Source organism: Corynebacterium sp. HMSC055G02 (assembly GCF_001809065.1).
Taxonomy (GTDB): domain Bacteria; phylum Actinomycetota; class Actinomycetes; order Mycobacteriales; family Mycobacteriaceae; genus Corynebacterium; species Corynebacterium jeikeium_D.
Genome location: NZ_KV795632.1, coordinates 38,426 through 56,907, shown reverse-complemented (window position 1 = coordinate 56,907; position 18,482 = coordinate 38,426). Strand labels below are relative to the sequence as shown.

Below are 18,482 nucleotides of genomic sequence, written 5' to 3'. Positions count from 1 at the left end.
GTGGATATTGTTCTCAATATTGTCGCGGTTGTCGGCTTTATCGCGCTAACCGCTGGCACCGGCCTCTTTGTGGCGTTTGAATTCGCGCTGACGGGACTGGAGCGATCTACGATTGACGCCGACCGCGCCCGTTCAGCGGATGCACCTGCTGAGGCCGTTCACAAGGCGCATAATCGACTGTCCTTCCATCTTTCCGGTGCACAGCTGGGCATTACGTTGACCACGCTGGCAACTGGTTTCCTCGCGGAACCGGTGCTGGCACAGTACTTCACGCCGATGTTGCATTGGATGGGGCTCAGCGAGTCTGCAGCGGGACCGACCGCACTGATTCTTGCCCTCATCGTGGCCACGATGTTGTCGATGGTCTATGGCGAGTTGGTGCCAAAGAATGTCGCGATTACAGAGCCGCTGGCAGTAGCGCGAGTTACGGCTCGTCCGGTGATGGCGTTTAACTGGGTGTTCCACTACTTCATCCATTCGCTGAATGCCACGGCGAACTGGCTGGTGCGCAAGCTCGGTATTGAACCGGCGGATGAGTTGGCTTCAGCGCGTTCCCCTCAGGAGCTGGAAGCACTGGTACGTAATTCTGCGGAGCAGGGTGCATTGGATGAGTCGAAGGCCGCTGTACTCGAGTCGTCGTTACGCTTTGGCGAAACGACGGCGGAGGACCTAATGACGCCGCGGTCGACGATTACCTCCCTCGATGTCGATGACACGGCGCTGGATCTGCTGGCTGTCGCTATCGAATCGGGGCATTCCCGCTTCCCCATTACTGACGGGGACCTCGATGCCACTGTCGGTGTTGTCCACGTCAAGGACGCATTTGCGGTGCCTGCGGCGAAGCGCTCAACCACCACCATGCGGGAGATTGCACGGCCTGTGCCGACGCTGCCGCAGTCGCTGGACGGCGATGCCGTACTGGAGGCCGTGCGTTCGGCCGGCTCGCAGATTGCGCTGGTCGCCGATGAGTACGGTGGCATCGCCGGCATTGTCACCATCGAGGATGTCGTCGAGGAAATTCTTGGCGAGGTCTGGGATGAGTACGACGACAAGGAGTCCGAGCAGGAAGTCAAACGCGCGATCGAAGGTTGGAACTGCTCTGGCCTTGTGCGTACCGACGAGCTGCCGACCAAGGTCGGATACTTCGCCCCAGAAGGTAGCTTCGAAACGCTCGGTGGCTTGATTATGTTTGCGCTCGGTCGCATCCCGGAGGTCGGTGACGTCGTCCTGCTGCCAGAGACCGAACGCGACTTCATGGACGAGTTCGAATCGGGTATCGCCGGACGCTGGTACGCCCGCATTCTGGCGATGGATGACCGCCGCGTGGACCGTGCCATTTTGATTCCTGTGACCAACGAGCGCGCTAAGGAGATGTTCAACCTATGAGTGACTGGTTTGGAATCCTCCTGACTTTCTTCTTGTTGTTGGTCAACGCGTTTTTCGTGGGCGCGGAGTTCTCACTTATTGCTGCGCGCCGTGACCGTTTGGAAGCGCTGCTGGCTCAGGGAAAGAAGCGCGCACGCACAGTTATCAATGCTTCTGAGCACCTGTCGATGATGCTCGCCGCCGCACAGCTGGGCATCACCATTGCCTCGCTACTGCTGGGTAAGGTCTCTGAACCGGCGCTGGCACATCTGCTGGAAGCTCCTTTCCACGCCATGGGTATTCCGGAGTCGCTGCTGCACCCGCTGAGCTTTGCCATCGCATTGATGCTGGTGTCAGTGCTGCACATCATGCTCGGTGAGATGGTGCCGAAGAATATCGCGCTGGCAGGACCGGAAACGATGGCCATGCTGCTTATTCCTGTTCACATGGTCTTCTACCGCTTGACCAAGCCGCTGTTGCTGCTGTTTAACTGGATGGCTCGCCATACGCTTAAGCTGTTCGGCATTGAGCAGCGCGATGAGCTCGACACCACTGTCGATTCCACTGAGTTGGCATCGATGATTGCGGAGTCTCGTCAAGAGGGGCTCCTTGACAGCGAGGAGCACGTCCGCCTTCGTCGCACACTGGCTTCGGCCACGCGCACCATTGAGGAGGTACTGATTCCGCACGAGCAAATTCGGCGCCTCCCCACCGCACCGACTGTGGGCGACCTAGAGACGGCGGTCACCGAAACTGGATTCTCCCGGTTCCCCGTCGCTGCAGCCAACAATGAACCCAACGAGTACCGCGGCTATGTTCACGTGAAAGATGTCCTCGACCGCGTCATGGATCCTGCCTCCGGCCCAGAGACAGCCATCCCCGATGACGAGATTCGCCCGATGATTGAGATTCCGATCGATGCCACGCTGGATGAGGGATTGCGCATCATGCGCCGCTACAGCGCCCACATGGCAGTGGCTGTACGCGCTCGCATGCCAAAGCCGCACCTGCGCGCAAACGCCCCGGCAAGCATCGCTCCGAAGACTGGTGCTTTCTCCGGCGCGGAGCAGATCGGCATCGTGGCTCTGGAGGACCTCATCGAGGAGCAGGTCGGTGTCGTGCGCGACTGGACCCACGAGGTCTCCCCGCGTCGCAGCGGTGCGCCAAAGCAGCACTCGACCGTGAACCAGCCCCGGACCCGACCGGGCAGCACGCAGGGGCGCCAGCCGTGACGCCTACGCCCGATTCGTCTTTCGATTGGCGTGAAGCCAAAGCAAGGCATATCGCCCGCGTCGATGTCCTGACCCGCGACCGCCTGTCCCGTCGCAGTCGCGGCCAGCGCCACCCGGTCTGGGACTTCATCTTCGAGTACTACCCCGTTAAACCCGGCCAACTCCGCCGCTGGTCACCGGGCATCGGCGTAGATCTTCCCGGTGCGACGGCCAAAGACATCAGTCACCTGAAGTTCTTTACCCTCGACACGGACGACACTACCGATAGCCCTGCCCGCAAGGAGCCCACCGATACCGCCTCTGGGACGGCGCGCATGGATGTTTCGGCGTACGTCGATAAGCGAGGTACGACGGTGGCGTACATCGGCAATCTGTTGCGTTCGACGCGCGCGAATCCGGCGCACTTTGACTGCTTTGGCCTGCATGAATGGGCGATGGTGTATCGCCAGCCCGAGCATCGTCACCCGGAGCCCCTGCGGCTGGGTCAGGCAGGCACGGACGAGGTCGTCGAGGCCCACACGGTTCGATGTACGCACTTCGACGCCTTCCGTTTCTTCACGCCCGACGCCGTGCCGCTCAACGAGTTTGCCCCGACGCGCGAGACACAGCCGCACTGTGAGCAGATGGGGTGTCTGCACGCCAACATGGACTTGTATAAATGGGCGACCAAGCTCGGCGAGGCGGTCCCCGGCGACCTGTGGCTGGATACTTTCGAGCTCGCGTGCAGTGCCCGTGAGTTGGATATGCGCGCCGCTCCCTACGATCTGCGGGATTGGGGTTTTGCGCCCATTCGCATCGAAACGCCCGAAGGCAAGGCCGAGTACGTCCGCCGCCAGCGTGAGCTCAGCGCGCGTGCCGATGTTCTGCGCGGCCGTCTTCTCGAAGTGGTAGATGTCGCCTTGTCCACGCAGTAAAGTTGGCAGGAGTTACGTGCGCGTTTGTGCTTTACGACGAGGTCTGCTGCGAGTCGACAGTGCCGAGCACACTCAGCATAGAAAGGGCTAGAACGACATGGGACGACACGCCTCGGGAGAGAACAACTATCGAGTGGCTAAGGGGCCTTTTATTGCCGTCTTGGTGGTAATTGTTCTGGTGGCTGCGGTTTTTGCCTGGGTTAATCTGCGCAAGAGCAACGATTCGTCGATTGATGCTGACCGTGCACGGTGTACGAAGGGTGACCTGACGCTGGTGGTGACCGCTGATCCTGCTGCGGTGGGCTCGGCACAGAAGCTTGTGCAGGACTATGGCGAGTCGAATCCCGTGGTGAGGGACTTCTGTGTGCGGCCACAGATTACGGTGGCGGGCTCGCAGGAGGTTGTGAACGCCCTGACTGAGGCTGGCGGTGCTGAAGCTGGTGAGGGAGCTCCGGAGGACCCCGCTGCGGATGAAGCTGGTACCGGAATTATGACTCCGGGCGTCTGGATTCCCGCCGATATCTCTTTCGTGGACCAGGCGAAGAACTCGGACAAGGTCAAGGTCAACAACCCCAAGACGTGGTTGCCGCCGATTGCCAGCGGCGTGGCCTTCACAACCAATCGTGCTGACCAGCTGAACAACGCCACTTGGGAAGAGCTTGCGGGATTGCGCGTGGCCGCCCCCGGTGGCTCCGATGCGGCACTGTCTGCGGTGATCAGTGCTCGACTTGGCGGTGGCCCGGATGTCGCTCGCGAACGCGCGGGCTTGGGTGAGGTCTACACCTCCAATACTCTGCTGACCATGCTCAGCCAGAACGTCGCTGATTTCGACGGCGTGGCCGCGACCCAGCCCATGCTGCAGATGGCCGGCGAGGGGCTGAAGCTGGTCTCCCCTGCGGATGCACCCCAGTTGCACGCGCCAGTTGTCACCTTTGGCTCCGGCGGCAAGATTGACGAGAACACGGCTCGCGCGGCCGAGGACTTCCGGAACTTCGCAGCAGATCATGGCGCCGACGGCGAAGCTGCTGAGAGCACTTTCAGCCCTGAAGTAGCGGAGAACTTTGGAGTGCTCTCGCAGATTCAGACGGATTCTTTTGCGCTGCCGCCAGCACTGGAGCAGCCGGACGCGCAACAGCCCGCAACTGCGGTGGGTTCGGCACTCCTGCTCGCTGACACCTCCGAGGGCGTCGATGTCGGGGCGCTGTCTGCGGCACTGACCGGCGCTATCGATGCGGCGCCTGGCGGCCGTTACGGCCTGTGGACATTCGCACCCGAGGTGAACCGCCTCGCGGAACTTCCCGCGCCCGATGACGAGGCCAACAACGGCGCGGACGCCGTAAAGGGTTCGCTGGCCGAACTTCCGGCCGGTGGTGAGGCACAGTTCTGGCCAGCGCTTATCGATGCCTACCAGGCCGCCCGCGACACCTACTCCCCGGACAAGCCCAACCGTCTCGTCGTGCTCACTTCGGGTCGCGATGCCTCGGGCGCCGATGCCGCCGAGTCCGTCGAGAGGATCAAGGAACTCATTAGCCCAGACCGCCCGGTAACGATTGAGGTCATCGTGCTTCCCGACGGCGACAGCTCCAGCCCCGAGCTGCAGGAAGTGGCAAATATGACCACTGGCTCTCTGCGCATTGCGGCCGACTACGGCGATGGCCTGGCCTCTCAGTTGGCTGCGGCTATCGGTACGGAGTAAGTAGCAAAAAACCGCCTCCATCTGGTCCAACCTCGGGAGAGGAAAAACGGAACCAGTTGTGGAAGGCGGTTTTTGTTTAGCTTGTTTCGGCTATTTGAGCGGCGTCCATAGCAGCGACGCCGCTATTCAGCCATACAGTTGGCTGTTAGGAGATGCGACGGCGACGACGCTCAGCCAGCTCGTCGATGCCAGTACCTGGGTTCTCCTGAGTACCGTCGATACGCTCGGACGGGAAGGAGGCGATGGTGCCAGTCAGTTCCTTCATAATGCCCGGGACAGCAATGCCGAACACTCCCTGGCCACCGTTGAGCAGGTCGATGACCTCTTCATTGGAGCGACACTGGTAGACGGTGCGACCATCGGAAACCAGCGTGATGGTAGCCAGGTCATCGACGCCGAGGTCGCGCAGGCGGTCGACAGCCAGACGGATGTTCTGCAGGGAAATACCGGTGTCCAGCAGTCCGCGGACAATCTTCAAAACGAGGATGTCGCGGAAGGAGTACAGACGCTGGGTACCCGAGCCCTTGGCGGTACGGATAGAAGGCTCCACCAGCTTGGTGCGTGCCCAGTAGTCCAGCTGGCGGTAAGAAATGCCCGCTACCTGACATGCGATGGGAACGCGGTAGCCAACCTGCTCGTCCGGTCCCATGTCGAACAGGGATTCCTGAACCGCGCGTGGCTCTTGCGAGTCCGACGCACGGAGCTCATTGTCGCCAAAGAGCGAACCGCTGTTGTCGTCGACCATATAAATTCTCCCGAGGTAGTTTCACTGCCGTTATTTATCTTTCGCCAAGGTTAATCGGCTGTCAATACATCACAGGACGACACGCCGAATCTCTAAACCTAAAGTTAAGGTTTAGAGTTTGGAGTCATAGTTTCCCCAGCTCAAGCACAACCCGGGAGAAAAACCGCAGAACGGGATGAAACCATAACTTACGAAAAGTTACCCCTTTTATGGGGTCATTCAGCGACACGCCGGAGGAAATAAGCGTCACAACTACCCCAAAAGTAGCCAGTTGTTCACTCCAGTCACACGTTTAACGGTCGCCATCGGAAGCTGAATCGGCGCCACCGTCGGCTTCACCATCAGACTTCTTGTCCTCCGCATCACCATGCGGCTCGGCGAAGTAGTCAGCATCAATGCTGTCGAGGAATTCCGCAAACTCCGACACCGATGCCTCGACGGAGTCGGTCTCCGACTCGTCGGCAAGCGAACCGCCATTGGTTGCGACGAGACGCGCCGCTACCGACGTGGCGTCGAGCACATCACGCGCGACATACAGCGGAACCTCAAGCTCGCTAGCGATAAGGATGAGGTCGGAGGGCCGCATATCAATCTCTGCGCCACCTTCGAGCACCAGGCTGGCGATGAAAACGCCCTCATGCACGCCCGTAATCTGGCCGCGCAGGGCGCTCTGCCCCACCATGTCCAGCGTATCGACGAAGACCTCATGCATGCCCGGGCGACGCTGCGTAGCGCCGGTCTCACGGGCGGAGTACTCCGTCGCCGTCGCCAAATCAATCCAAATCGGGATAATCCGATTGGTCTCTTCGGCATGCAGGAGCAGCACTGGATCGTCCTCAGGAGGATGCGCCATCCAGTCTAGAAACTTGACTTCTACGAGTTTTTCGTCCATAACAGCGATAATTGTAGCGAGCCGCTATTTACGCGGGACTACCGACTACTTCCCCAGGTCCTTGTTGACCTGGCGCTTGACCAAAGTGCCGTGCAGCGTGACCATCAGCGCAGTCATCTCACGGCCCATCTCCACAGCCTTCTGCTTGCCGCTAGCCGCACGCGACTTACTCAGCGGACTAGCAGCGAGCGACACCAAATCTGCCTCACGGGCCGCAGCGGTACGCACAGTTTTGAGGTGGCGGGCATCCAGACCAAACTCAGCCAGCTTGACCGCCGTCTCAGTGATGAGCAGGTCATCGCCATCGAACATGTTCAGCGTGTCCGGAGTAATCAGGCCGACTCGAACCAGTTCAGTGATGAACTTCTCGCTAGCGCCGGTGCGCTCTGCCAGCTCCGCCTGCGTCAGCGAGACCACTGCGGCTTCGCGGAACTGATCCGCCGTCACCAGTGGAGTGACCGATGCCAGCCCGTCGCCGCCAGCGTTGCCCGCATCAATTTCGTCGAGCTGCTCTTTAATAACCTTCAGCGGCAAGTAGTTATCGCGCTGAACGGTGAGAATGTAGCGCAGGCGGTCAATGTCCGCCTGGCTGTAGCGACGATAACCCGAGGAGCTACGCGACGGGCACAGCAGCCCCTCCGACTCGAGAAAACGAATTTTGGACAGCGTTACATCAGGGAACTCAACCTTGACTTCCTTCAGCACAGCACCGATGGTCTTCTTCTTGCCCACCGAGCGTGCTTGCTTCGCAGTGCTTTCCGACGAAGTCGGCTGCGAAACTGCTGATTTGCGTACTGCTGCCACTGGTCTTTTCCGAGCCTTTACAAAAATAAGGGGTTAATGCCGACAGGCGTCGACATTAACCGATGTCGAACTAGTTACCGATCAGGAAGACGAGGCGGAACTTACCGACCTGAACCTCGTCACCATTAGCCAGAACCGCGGAGTTCTTCGGCTCGCGGTTAACGTAGGTACCGTTCAGCGATCCCACGTCGACGACCTCGTAGGAGTCACCGTTCTTGCGGAACTCTGCGTGACGACGGGAAACAGTCACATCATCGAGGAAGATGTCGCTGTCCGGGTGACGACCAGCGGTGGTGACTGCCTGATCGAGCAGGAAACGCGAACCTGCGTTTGGCCCCCGCTTGACAACCAAGAGTGCCGAGCCCGCCGGAAGTCCTTCAACACCGGAGACCGTGGAGTCCGTGTTAGAGCCGGACTCCATTTCCTTCAGCAAATCTGCACGGAAGACCGAGGTGGTCTCGACCGATGCCTCTGGCTGGCCGCTATTGCTAGTCATATCTTTCCCTCCGGGATAACCTTGGGCGATTTACTCGTTACTTTTTAGATAATAGCGCCCCAACCGCTTTCGTGTTGTTATCTAATCCCAACCATGTTGTGACGCAGCTCACCAGCAGGGTATGTACAACATGATTGATATGCGTAAATACCGACATCTGAGAGCTTTCTCTGTGGGTGTACCTAGGCCGGTCACCTGAGAAATATTTTCAAATTGTTACCAAACCTGTGGTTACGGCTTACCTAAACATCGCTGCAATTGAGCCGACGACCGAGCCGCCACCATTGCTCAATGGGTTGTCGTTGACCATGTACGTCCACGTCGAGCTCGGGCGAGCAAGACCCGTGTCCTCTAGATGTGCGCCTTCGCTGTCGATTTCGACCTCTTGGAAGGTCTGCACCGACTCGGTAACGGCATTGTTCACCAGGCTCTTAAAGGCGCCGATGGCGGCGCGGTGGAACTCATCAATGGGGCTTTCCTTAGCCAGCGCGCGCAGGTGAATCGACTCCCGCAGGTCATCCAGATCCGCCAGGTGGTCTGACCATCCGCGATCCAGGTGGCTCAGCATGATTTCCCGGGCAGCATCCTCGGCGACATCGCGCCCGACTACGGATTCGACTTCCTTGGCCCGCGCCGATGCCAATTTGGACAGTTCTTCCCAGGCAGCATTCGTAGTCAGCAGTTTCTCTCGGCGCTCATCCAGAATCTCGCGCTGGTCACCGATGAGCTTGTTGTACTTCCACGTCGTCGCATGAATCGACAGCATGGTCGCCTCTGTCACTCGCTGTGCGCGGTCGATGAACTGGTAGGCCCTCTTATCGCGAACGCGGCCATCGTCCTCGGGCAGCACGCTCAGCGTCTCGCCAGCAGCGCCCTCGGAAATCACCGGATCATCCAGGGAGACAAAGAACACCGACGAGCCCGGATCGCCCTGGCGCCCGGCGCGGCCACGCAGCTGATTGTCCAGTCGGTCAGTGCGGTGCTTGCCCAGGCCAATAACGCATAGTCCACCGCGTTCGACCACCGCATCTCGGTTGGATTCATCTGCCCCACCGAGGCGGATGTCGGTTCCTCGTCCGGCCATCTGGGTGGACACCGTCACGCGGCCAATATCGCCAGCATTGGCGATGACCTGGGCCTCCAGCTCGTCATTTTTCGCGTTCAGCACCGAGGATTCGATGCCGCGCAGGACCAGCGCATCGGCTAGTCGTTCCGATTCCGCCACGTCACGGGTGCCTACGAGTATTGGTCGACCAGTGCCGTTGAGTTCCACGACCTCGTCGACAAGCGCGGCGAACGCGTCGTCGGTGGTGGCGTAGATGCGGTCGGGCTCGTCGTCGCGGATGCATGGGACGTTGGGTTCGATGACGGAGACGTGGAGTCCATAGAACTCGCGGAACTGGTCTCCTGCGGAGGTGGCGGTGCCGGTCATACCGCAGGTGATGTCATAGCGGCCGACGAGTTGCTGGATGGTCATGGAGTCGAGGATGCGACCGCCCTCCGAGACCTGCAGGCCTTCCTTGGCCTCTACCGCCGCTTGCAGACCGTCCGGCCAGCGCTGCAGTTCCGCCACGCGTCCCTTCGAAGCGTCGATGAGCTGGACCTTGCCGTCGCGCACGATGTAGTCGACATCGCGCTGCAGCAGCTCGTGGGCGTGCAGTGCAACGTTGACCTGAACCAGAGTGGTGCCGACGTGCTCGGCGTCGTACAGTGAGCCGATGCCAAGCAGCCGTTCGACGCGTGCGGCGCCGGTGTCGGTGAGGAAGACGTTGCGACGACCTTCGTCGACGGTGTAGTCGTCGCCGAGCTGCAGGCGGCGCACCACGTCGGTGATCTGTCCGGTCGGTGCTGTGCCCGGCTCATTGCCGGCAAGCACGAGCGGGACCAGCGCTTCATCGACCAACACGGAGTCGGCTTCGTCGATGATGGCGACATCAGCGGGCGACTGCACGCGGTCTGCAATGGTCGGCGCGCAACGGTCGCGCAGGACGTCGAAGCCGAGTTCGTTGACGGCGGCGTAGACGATGTCTGCCGCATATGCTTTACGACGCTCCCCCGGACCATCCTGCGGCGAAATAGCCGCCACCGAGAGCCCTAGGAACCCGAACAGCGGTTGCATCCACTGCGCGTCGCGGCCTGCGAGGTAGTCGTTGACGGTCACGGAATGCACGCGGTGGCCACGCAGCGCGAACCCTGCTGCAGCCAGGGCGCCGGAGAGGGTCTTGCCCTCACCAGTGGCCATCTGGACGACGTCTCCCTCCATGAGCGCCAGTGCGCCTTGCAGCTGCACATCGAAGGGGCGCATGGACAGGGTGCGCTGGGAGACTTCGCGGAGCGCGGCTAAAAGCTCCGGTGCGTCGGTGGCGTGTTGGCGGGTGAAGTCGGCGAGGTCGACGTCGGAAAGCGCCTGTACCTGCGACTCGAGCTCAGCGGCGCGTGCCACCAGCCCTACGCTGCGTTTTTGGTTGCGCCCCTGCTTGCCGCTAAGAGCCTTCCAAAACCAATTAAACCCAGCCATCTTCTACCCTTCCTGCGCGCGTGTGGTTGTCGGCGCGTTCTGACTCACCAGAGTAATCAATCTGGGCCGGCCTTCGGAGTGTCAATCGCCGCCAGCGAATTTGCACCATATGTCTTTAGTCACATCTTGAGTTTGAAACAATGGGTTTAACACTTGATGCGAGAATTTTCGGAAGGACTTGAATCCCCTATGGCAATCGAATTCATCCCCACCGCTGACCTGGTTGACGAGATCGGCCCGGACGTGCGTTCCTGCGATACCCAGATGCGTAACCTCGGCGGTCGCGTGGAGTTCTGCGGCAAGATCTCCACGGTCAAGTGTTTCCAGGACAACGCGCTGCTGAAGAAGGTCCTCTCCGAACCGTCGGAGGGTGGCGTGCTTGTCATCGACGGTGACGCTTCTGTGCACACGGCGCTGGTCGGTGACGTTATTGCGGGGCTCGGCAAGGACAATGGCTGGGCTGGTGTGGTCGTCAACGGCGCGATTCGCGACTCCAAGCTGATTGGCGAGATGGACTTCGGCTGCAAGGCGCTTGGCACCAACCCGCGCAAGTCCACCAAGACCGGCGAGGGCGAGCGCGACGTCGTTGTCTCCTTCGGCGGCATCGACTTCGTTCCGGGCGAGACGCTCTACGCTGACTCCGACGGTATTGTCGTGCGCTAGTAGCATCGCGCGCTAGACGGCAAACAAAAGCCGTAAGCAATAGCCGTAAACAAAGCCGCCGCCTCCCGGAATCTTCCAGAAGACGGCGGCTATTTTTGTCGGGCTGACCGGATTTGAACCGACGACCCCCTCACCCCCAGTGAGGTGCGCTACCAAACTGCGCTACAGCCCGCGTGCACGAAAGTGCAACGAGCTATAGGTTACATCATTGGAGTTTGAAGGCGAAAATCGCCCCAGACCCCTGCCCTGCCTACCGCATTACTGCAGGTAGATGGTCACTGGAGTGGATGTCTCCGCCATCTGTCCCTCCGGCGGATCGATCGAGGCGACCTTGCCCATAATCGCAGCCACAGAGTTGGTCGGATTGCCCTCGGCGTCGACGACGGTCACATTCTGGTAGCCGTTGGTACGCAATTCCACCTCGACCGATGCCGGACTCTTGCCCACCACGCCCTGCGGGATGGTGCCCCAACCGCTGCTGCGCTCACCGGGGCCAGGGATAGCTGGCGGCGACTCGCGAAGTTGGTCCAGCTCCTGCTCGAGGCGCTCACGGGTGTCGTTAATCGTGCCCGACGGGTCCAAACGATCGGTTGGGCTTGTCGTGGTTTCTTCCGGCGAGGTTGTCGTCGGCGTCGGGCTTGACGACGTCTCCTGCGTCGGCTCCGCCGTATTGTCGTTTTTGTCCTCGGTTCCGGAAGTAAAGGACAAGACCAGGGCTACCAGCGCGACTACGGCCACCATGGCGGCGATGGCCACAATGGCGACAGGCTTGCCCCAGCCCTTCTTAGAGTCATCATTGCCACTGTTGCCACGGTTATTACCGCGGTTGTTGCCGTTGTTCATGTCGCCGTAACCGCCTGCGCCGCCTGCGGAGTACTGCTGGGTTGCACCTGCCTGCTGGCCCGCCTGACCATAGCCGCGTTCTTCTTCAGAAAGCGGGGCCCAGTACTGGCCGCTACCCTGTGCGCCACTGCCTTGTGCACCGGCGGCACCAGCACCTGCACCGGCTCCGGCACCTCGCGAGTTCTCAAAACGTGTTTCATCGCCACGCTGCAGGAATTGTGTCTCAGAGGAGTCGCCACCGAAGTATTCGGTCGGCTGCTCGCCCGCGAAGTCGGCATCTGGGTTGTATCCGCGGTATCCCTCGTCCCGCGGAATGTAGCGAGTCGCGGAGTCATCGCCGTATGCGCTTGAGGAATCGCGTCCGTAGCTGTTGTCTCGGCCATCGTGCTGAGAGCCGTCACGGTTGTTGCCGCGCCTGACCATTGTCAGTTCTCCTTATCGCTAATTTACTGAAACTCTAAAATGCCAACGAAAAGCCCAAAATGCAATCGCCTAAATCACATTTTGGGCTTTTCTCAGCTCAATTCGAGCGACTAGCAGGCCTGAACGGAACTACCTGACGGTGCTTCCTAGCAGGTCCTAGCGGCGCTTCTTCTTCTCGCGGACACGCACCGCGATGCGCACCGGTGAGCCCTCGAAACCGAATTCTTCACGCAGCTTGCGCTCCAGGAAGCGACGGTAGCCGTGCTCCAGGAACCCGGTGGTGAACAGCACAATTACCGGCGGGCGCGAGGATGCCTGGGTGGCAAACAGCACGCGCGGCTGGCGGCCACCACGCAGCGGTGGCGGGTTCTGCTGCATAATCGCACGCAACCAAGTGTTCAGGCGACCAGTGGAGATACGCTTATCCCACGACTCCACGGCCTCCAGCATGGCCGGCTCCAGTTTCTGCACAGCGCGACCAGTCTTGGCGGAGATGTTCACCCGACGAGCCCACGGCACATGTGCGAGCTGCTCTTCAATTTCGCGCTCGAGCAGGTCGCGACGGTCCTCATCCATGAGGTCCCACTTGTTGTAGGCGACCACAAGTGCGCGACCGGAGTCGAGAATCATGCGCAGCACGCGCTGGTCCTGCTCGGTGATCTGCTCGGAAGCATCGACCAGGAAGATGACGACTTCGGCGTTGTCAATCGTCGAGCGAGTACGCAGCGAGGCGTAGAACTCGTGGCCCTTGGCGGTCTTGGTCTTCTTGCGGATACCAGCGGTATCCACAAAACGCCAGAGCGCCTCGTCCATCTGCACCAGGGAGTCCACCGGGTCAACCGTGGTACCGGCCACGTCGCTGACCACTGCGCGATCTTCACCGGAGAGCTTGTTCAACAGCGAGGACTTGCCCACGTTCGGCTTGCCCACCAATGCCACGCGACGCGGCCCGGTCGGTAGCGACTTCGCACGCGGCACCTCCGGGAAGGAAGCCACGACTTCGTCCATCACGTCGGCATTGCCACGACCGTGGAGGGCCGAGGTTGGGTGCGGCTCGCCGAGCCCGAGGGCCCAGAACTCCGCGACGTCGCCAAGCTGCGAATCCGACTCAAACTTGTTGGCAGCGAGAATAACTGGCTGCTCCGCGCGTTGCAGGCGACGGGCCATGACCTCTTCCGTGGCGGTGATGCCGACGGTGGTGTCAACGACCATAACAATCACATCGGCGGTCTCCATGGCGGTCTCCGCCTGACGAGCAATCGCCGCATGCATACCCTTGGCGTCCGGGTCCCAGCCGCCGGTGTCCTGCACCCAGAAGCGACGTCCGCCCCATTCACCCAGGTAGGAGATGCGGTCACGGGTCACGCCCGGGAAGTCTTCGACAACTGCTTCACGACGGCCAATGAATCTGTTAACCATGGTGGACTTACCAACATTCGGTCGTCCCACAATGGCTACGGTCGGAAGAGCTTCTTCCTCCTCGTCGCTGACGCCAAGCGCTGCGAAGGCGTTTTCCAGTTCTTCCCAGTCGGCATCGTCGTCGATCTGACCGGTTTCGGCGCGCTCGATGGCTTCGGAGATGATCGTCTCGTGGTCAGCGATCGTGCGGTCGATGAACTCATCTGCGCTGGTGTGGCTACCTGCGGTGCCCGGCGCGTTTTCGCTCCCCACGTTTGCGACCAGGTGTCCGGCAGTGTCGTCCTCGGAGTCGTCAGCGTCCTCGAACTCCTCGTTGTCGACATCGTCCCAGTCCATAGTGGACCCCGGGTAGCCGGCCTCAACGACATCGAGGACGTTTTCCACGACCTCTTCAATGTCCATCTCAGAGGTGTCCAGAATGAACGCGTCCTCGGCTGGCTTCAGCGGAGAGGTCGCACGGTTGCTGTCGAGTTCGTCGCGGCGGATGACGTCGGCAAGCACGGTGTCGAAGTCAGCCTCACGACCAGCAGCGATGTCCTGGTCGTAGCGGCGGCGAGCGCGGACCTCTGCGGAGGCGGTCATGAAGATCTTCGCCGGAACGTCCGGGAGCACGACCGTGCCGATATCGCGGCCTTCCACCACACAGCGCACAGCCGATGCGGCCAGCGAACGCTGGAGTGCGACCAGGTTGGTGCGCACGGCCGGAATCGCGGAGACCGCCGACACGTTGCGGGTGACCTCCGGGCCGCGAATCTCGCCGGAAACATCCTCGCCGTCGAGGAGGACCGCAGTGGAGTTCGGGTCATCGGAGACTTCCAGTGGCAGGGCGGCCGTCGCCTTGGCCACGGCTTCCTCATCAGTCGGGTCGATACCCTGGCGCAGCACCCACAGGGTGGCCACGCGGTACATTGCGCCGGTGTCCAAGTACTTTGCACCCAGCTCGGTTGCGACCATCCGGGAGACAGTCGACTTGCCAGTGCCGGAAGGGCCGTCAATGGCAACCAACAGCATGTCGTCAGTGTTCTGCTCGCTCATGTGGGCTCCTTCAGCTCCTTGGTTCTCTTCGTTCTTTTTCACTAGTGCCATTTACAGCCCCACCGCGTTGTAGAGGGAGGTCAGCTCAGCCCGGTTGAGTGCGCGGAGAGCGCCCGGGGTCTGCTCGCCCAGCTGGACAGTGTGAATCTTAGTGCGCACCAGGCGCTCGACCGGGAAGCCCGCAGTCTTGAGCATCCGGCGGACGATGTGCTTGCGGCCCTCGTGCAGCTCGATGCGGACGATGGAGCGGCCCTGCCAGACATCGATGATCTGCGCCATGTCCGCCTTAGCGATGCCGTCATCAAGCTCAATGCCCTTTTCCAGCTCACGCATGACCTTGGCATCGACCTCGCCGACAACGGTGGCCATGTAGGTCTTGGTGACCTCGTAGCTCGGGTGCATCAGGCGGTTGGCCAGCTCACCATCGTTGGTGAGCAGCAGCAGGCCCTCGGTGGGCGCATCCAGGCGACCCACGTGGAAGAGTCGCTGACCAGCGCTGATCTTCTCACCGATGATGTCGCCCACACACGGGCGGCCCATGTCATCGTGCATGGTCGACTGCACACCACGCGGCTTGTTCAGGACGAAGTACTGCATGTCCTCATTGACGATGACGCGGGAACCATCAACGCGAATCACAGACGTGTTCGGGTCCACCCGCACGCCCTGCCGCGTCACAATCTTGCCGTCGACCTCGACGCGGCCTTCGTCGATAAGCTTTTCCGCCATACGACGCGACGCCACGCCTGCCTGTGCCAATACCTTCTGCAGGCGCACGCCCTCGCCTGCTTCGCTGTGCACGCGCTTGCCCGAGCCGCGGCGGTTGTCGTCCACATGCTGGTGGCGCGCCGGGCGAGCGTTGGATACGTAGATGTCCTTCGCGTGGACGTTGGAGGTCTCCATCTTCGCGCCGCTGTCGCGACGGCTGCGGTTGCGCTGGGCGTTAGTGGAGCCGCGGTTGGATTGATTCTTACGGTTCTTGTGTGCCGGTGTGCCTTCTCGGCGAGCGGGTTTAGCCACTTGACCTACATCCTTTTCAAGCGTTGGAGAATGTTCTGTTTGTTAGAACGTCAGCGCCAGGCGACGCTGTTCTCTCCCCCGTGGGCCCAAAATTGGCCGGTGGAAGCAGGTTAATAAAGAGAATTACAGAGAAAGCCTCGCGCCTTGTCGTCTAGCCACCTTAGCACGTTTTTCGCAAAACGCCAGCTTAACGACGTCCCGCGCGGCCTCCACCTACAACGTCTTTTACAGCGCTGCGGCCCACTCTCGCACGCCCGGCAGCCACTGCGTAGCTTTCGCCACAAACTCCTGCCGGTCCAGCGCGCCAGCTCCCGCCTGCACCGACCCCAGCAGCGGCACCCCGGTGATGCGCGGCAGTTCCTCCAGGTTCGTCTCAATGATCGGGTCGACCTCCGCCGGCAACGAACCGCCCACCAGCGCCGTGACATTGACTCCACGGCCCCGCGCCACCTCGACGGTGAGCTCCGCCTCGTTCAGGCAACCCAGGTCCAACCGCGTCACGACCACCATCTGACTACCCGGCAACAACGCCGCCAGCTCCGGCAGCGCCCAGTCCTCGCCGAGCCGCACCAGCAAGCCGCCCGCGCCCTCCACGAGGACAACGCGGTTCGGCCCGTCGATAAGCTTGATCTTTTCAGCGATCTCCGTGGCGTTCGGCAGGCGCATTCCCGCGCGCTGCGCCGCCGCCACCGGCGCCATCGGCTCGGGGTAACGCACGAAGCCATGCAGGTTGTCGATCCCCGTCAGCTCCGCGACAGTGTCCAAATCACCGCCATTTGGGCCCGGAAAACCGGTCTGAATTGGCTTGACGACGTGCACCTCCTTACCCTCCTCGCGAAGTGCCGCCGCCAGTGCTGCCGTGCCGATGGTCTTTCCAATATCGGTACCGGTGCCTGTGACAAGGACGATGCTCATGGTGGTTGGTGCTCCTTTTGGTTGCGCTACTTGCGTTCTTCCTCGGCGGCGACGATGGCGGCGATGGCCTCGCAGATACGGTCGACCTCGTCATTGGTGCTGATGTACGGCGGCATGGTGTACACCAATTTGCCGAATGGCCGCAGCCACACCCCGGCATCGACAGCCGCTGCCGTGGCCAAGCCCATGTCCACCGGGCGCTGCATCTCCACGACCCCGATTGCGCCAAGAACCCGCACATCGGCCACGGCATCGCTGCTGGCTAAGGGCTGGAGCTGGTTGCGAAGTCGGGATTCGATGCGCGGGACATCCTCACGCCACTGCCCTTCTGCAATCAGGTCGAGCTGCGCGCAGGCCACGGCACAGGCCAACGGGTTGCCCATGAAGGTCGGGCCGTGCATGATGCCTCCGCCTGCGCCACTGGAAATGGTGCGAGCCACGTCGGCGGTGGTGAGGGTGGCTGCGAAGCTCATAAAGCCGCCGGTCAGCGCCTTGCCGACACACATAATATCCGGCACAATCCCGGCCGCCTGCGTCGTGAACAGGTCACCGGCCCGGCCGAAGCCGGTGGCGATCTCATCCGCGATGAGCAGAATCCCGTGCTTGTCACACAGCTTCCGGAGCCCCACAAGCAGCTCGTGGTCATGGAACCGCATGCCACCAGCGCCTTGGACCACCGGTTCAATAATGATGCCGGCGACGGAGTCGTCGATAAGCGAATCGAAGTGCGCGAGATAGCGTGCGCGCTCCTCCTCGGTTGTGCCGCGGGCGGGTGGTTTGTCGGCGAAGACCTGCGGAGTCCACTGCCCCGTCCACAGCGAATGCATGCCGCCCTCGGGGTCGCAGACGGTCATGGGCGCGCGAGTGTCGCCGTGATAGCCGCCGCGCCAAGTGGCCAGGCGGGTGCGCTCGGGATGGCCTTTGGCCTGCTGGTACTGCAGCGCCATTTTAATCGCCACCTCGACAGAGACCGAACCCGAGTCGGAGTAGAAAATGGCATCGAAGCCGGGGCCTGCGAGCTTTAGGAGCTTCTCCGCCAGTTCGATGGCCGGACGGTGTGTGAGTCCGCCGAACATGACATGCGACATCGTGGTGGCCTGCTTCTTCGCGGCTGCGATCAGCTTCGGGTGCGAGTGGCCGTGGCAAGCGGCCCACCAGCTGCTCATGCCGTCGATGAGGGTGCGGCCGTCGGCGAGGTGGAGGTTGACGCCCTCGGCGGACTCGACCAGCTTGGGCGCGACCGGCGACGGGATGGGGCCGTATGGGTGCCAGATGTGGTCGGCGTCGAATTGGGCGAGGTCGGCGATGGTTGGCGGGGTGTGCGGCTGGGCGGTTTCCGAGGCTGTCATGATACTCAGCATAATACCTGTACAGCGCCAGACTTGAACGCCGTTCGGGGTTGGTGGTGGAGCTTCTCGCAAGGATTACAGACAGTCTCAGTGACTTTACGACACCCATGTCACCTCGTGGCAGCTGTGGAGGTGGCATGAGGTGACACTCGT

The 18,482-nt window shown here is 61.3% G+C and carries 15 protein-coding genes and 1 tRNA gene; 5 read left to right on the top strand and 11 right to left on the bottom strand.

The annotated features are described in order from the left end of the window. The 4 genes from HMPREF2547_RS00260 (at position 1) to HMPREF2547_RS00245 (ending at position 5,207) form a co-directional block, all read left to right on the top strand. A complete protein-coding gene (locus tag HMPREF2547_RS00260; RefSeq protein WP_016422831.1) occupies positions 1 to 1,386 on the top strand; it encodes a hemolysin family protein in 1,386 nt (461 codons plus the stop codon). Next, positions 1,383 to 2,597: a hemolysin family protein gene (locus HMPREF2547_RS00255; protein ID WP_048734025.1), complete on the top strand. Its 1,215-nt coding sequence runs from the start codon at positions 1,383 to 1,385 to the stop codon at positions 2,595 to 2,597. Before HMPREF2547_RS00260 ends, HMPREF2547_RS00255 begins: the two co-directional genes overlap by 4 nt. Next, entirely contained in the window at positions 2,594 to 3,511 is a 918-nt protein-coding gene (locus HMPREF2547_RS00250) for a 3-methyladenine DNA glycosylase (RefSeq protein WP_069359512.1), read from the top strand. Before HMPREF2547_RS00255 ends, HMPREF2547_RS00250 begins: the two co-directional genes overlap by 4 nt. A gap of 97 nt (positions 3,512 to 3,608) precedes the next feature. Further along, on the top strand, positions 3,609 to 5,207 hold the full coding sequence (locus HMPREF2547_RS00245) for a vWA domain-containing protein (protein WP_069359511.1): 1,599 nt from the start codon (positions 3,609 to 3,611) through the stop codon (positions 5,205 to 5,207). Between the two features lie 145 nt (positions 5,208 to 5,352). Here the strand turns inward: HMPREF2547_RS00245 and HMPREF2547_RS00240 are convergent, their stop codons facing one another. From HMPREF2547_RS00240 to secA2, 5 genes are all read right to left on the bottom strand, one after another. After that, positions 5,353 to 5,856 (bottom strand): MerR family transcriptional regulator, encoded by a 504-nt coding sequence (locus tag HMPREF2547_RS00240; RefSeq protein WP_172620271.1) that lies wholly within the window; start codon positions 5,854 to 5,856, stop codon positions 5,353 to 5,355. Positions 5,857 to 6,244: 388 nt separating this feature from the next. Further along, on the bottom strand, positions 6,245 to 6,844 hold the full coding sequence (locus HMPREF2547_RS00235) for a bifunctional nuclease family protein (protein WP_048734014.1): 600 nt from the start codon (positions 6,842 to 6,844) through the stop codon (positions 6,245 to 6,247). Positions 6,845 to 6,889: 45 nt separating this feature from the next. Continuing rightward, positions 6,890 to 7,648 carry a transcriptional regulator FtsR gene (locus tag HMPREF2547_RS00230; protein WP_016422836.1) on the bottom strand — a complete coding sequence of 253 codons (759 nt, stop codon included), beginning with the start codon at positions 7,646 to 7,648 and terminating at the stop codon, positions 6,890 to 6,892. A 70-nt stretch (positions 7,649 to 7,718) separates the two neighbouring features. Then, positions 7,719 to 8,144: an oxoglutarate dehydrogenase inhibitor Odhl gene (gene odhI, locus HMPREF2547_RS00225; RefSeq protein WP_016422837.1), complete on the bottom strand. Its 426-nt coding sequence runs from the start codon at positions 8,142 to 8,144 to the stop codon at positions 7,719 to 7,721. Positions 8,145 to 8,382: 238 nt separating this feature from the next. After that, entirely contained in the window at positions 8,383 to 10,662 is a 2,280-nt protein-coding gene (gene secA2 / locus HMPREF2547_RS00220; RefSeq protein WP_070604373.1) for an accessory Sec system translocase SecA2, read from the bottom strand. 189 nt (positions 10,663 to 10,851) lie between these two features. Here secA2 and rraA point away from each other — a divergent pair, with 189 nt between their 5' ends. Next, positions 10,852 to 11,325, top strand: a complete 474-nt coding sequence (gene rraA, locus HMPREF2547_RS00215; protein ID WP_016422839.1) for a ribonuclease E activity regulator RraA — start codon at positions 10,852 to 10,854, stop codon at positions 11,323 to 11,325. A 98-nt stretch (positions 11,326 to 11,423) separates the two neighbouring features. Here rraA and HMPREF2547_RS00210 read toward each other — a convergent pair. From HMPREF2547_RS00210 to HMPREF2547_RS00185, 6 genes are all read right to left on the bottom strand, one after another. Then, positions 11,424 to 11,497: transfer RNA gene (locus HMPREF2547_RS00210), tRNA-Pro, on the bottom strand. Between the two features lie 86 nt (positions 11,498 to 11,583). Beyond that, positions 11,584 to 12,591 (bottom strand): PASTA domain-containing protein, encoded by a 1,008-nt coding sequence (locus tag HMPREF2547_RS00205; RefSeq protein ID WP_070546174.1) that lies wholly within the window; start codon positions 12,589 to 12,591, stop codon positions 11,584 to 11,586. A 156-nt stretch (positions 12,592 to 12,747) separates the two neighbouring features. Then, the gene (der, locus tag HMPREF2547_RS00200) at positions 12,748 to 15,045 is read right to left on the bottom strand and encodes a bifunctional cytidylate kinase/GTPase Der (RefSeq protein WP_070604386.1); all 2,298 of its coding nucleotides are present in this window, start codon (positions 15,043 to 15,045) and stop codon (positions 12,748 to 12,750) included. A gap of 51 nt (positions 15,046 to 15,096) precedes the next feature. After that, the gene (locus tag HMPREF2547_RS00195) at positions 15,097 to 15,948 is read right to left on the bottom strand and encodes a pseudouridine synthase (protein ID WP_049193586.1); all 852 of its coding nucleotides are present in this window, start codon (positions 15,946 to 15,948) and stop codon (positions 15,097 to 15,099) included. Positions 15,949 to 16,290: 342 nt separating this feature from the next. Next, positions 16,291 to 16,980, bottom strand: a complete 690-nt coding sequence (gene bioD / locus HMPREF2547_RS00190) for a dethiobiotin synthase (protein ID WP_070429687.1) — start codon at positions 16,978 to 16,980, stop codon at positions 16,291 to 16,293. A 26-nt stretch (positions 16,981 to 17,006) separates the two neighbouring features. Continuing rightward, positions 17,007 to 18,329 (bottom strand): adenosylmethionine--8-amino-7-oxononanoate transaminase, encoded by a 1,323-nt coding sequence (locus tag HMPREF2547_RS00185; RefSeq protein ID WP_070604384.1) that lies wholly within the window; start codon positions 18,327 to 18,329, stop codon positions 17,007 to 17,009. Between the last annotated feature and the right edge of the window lie 153 nt (positions 18,330 to 18,482).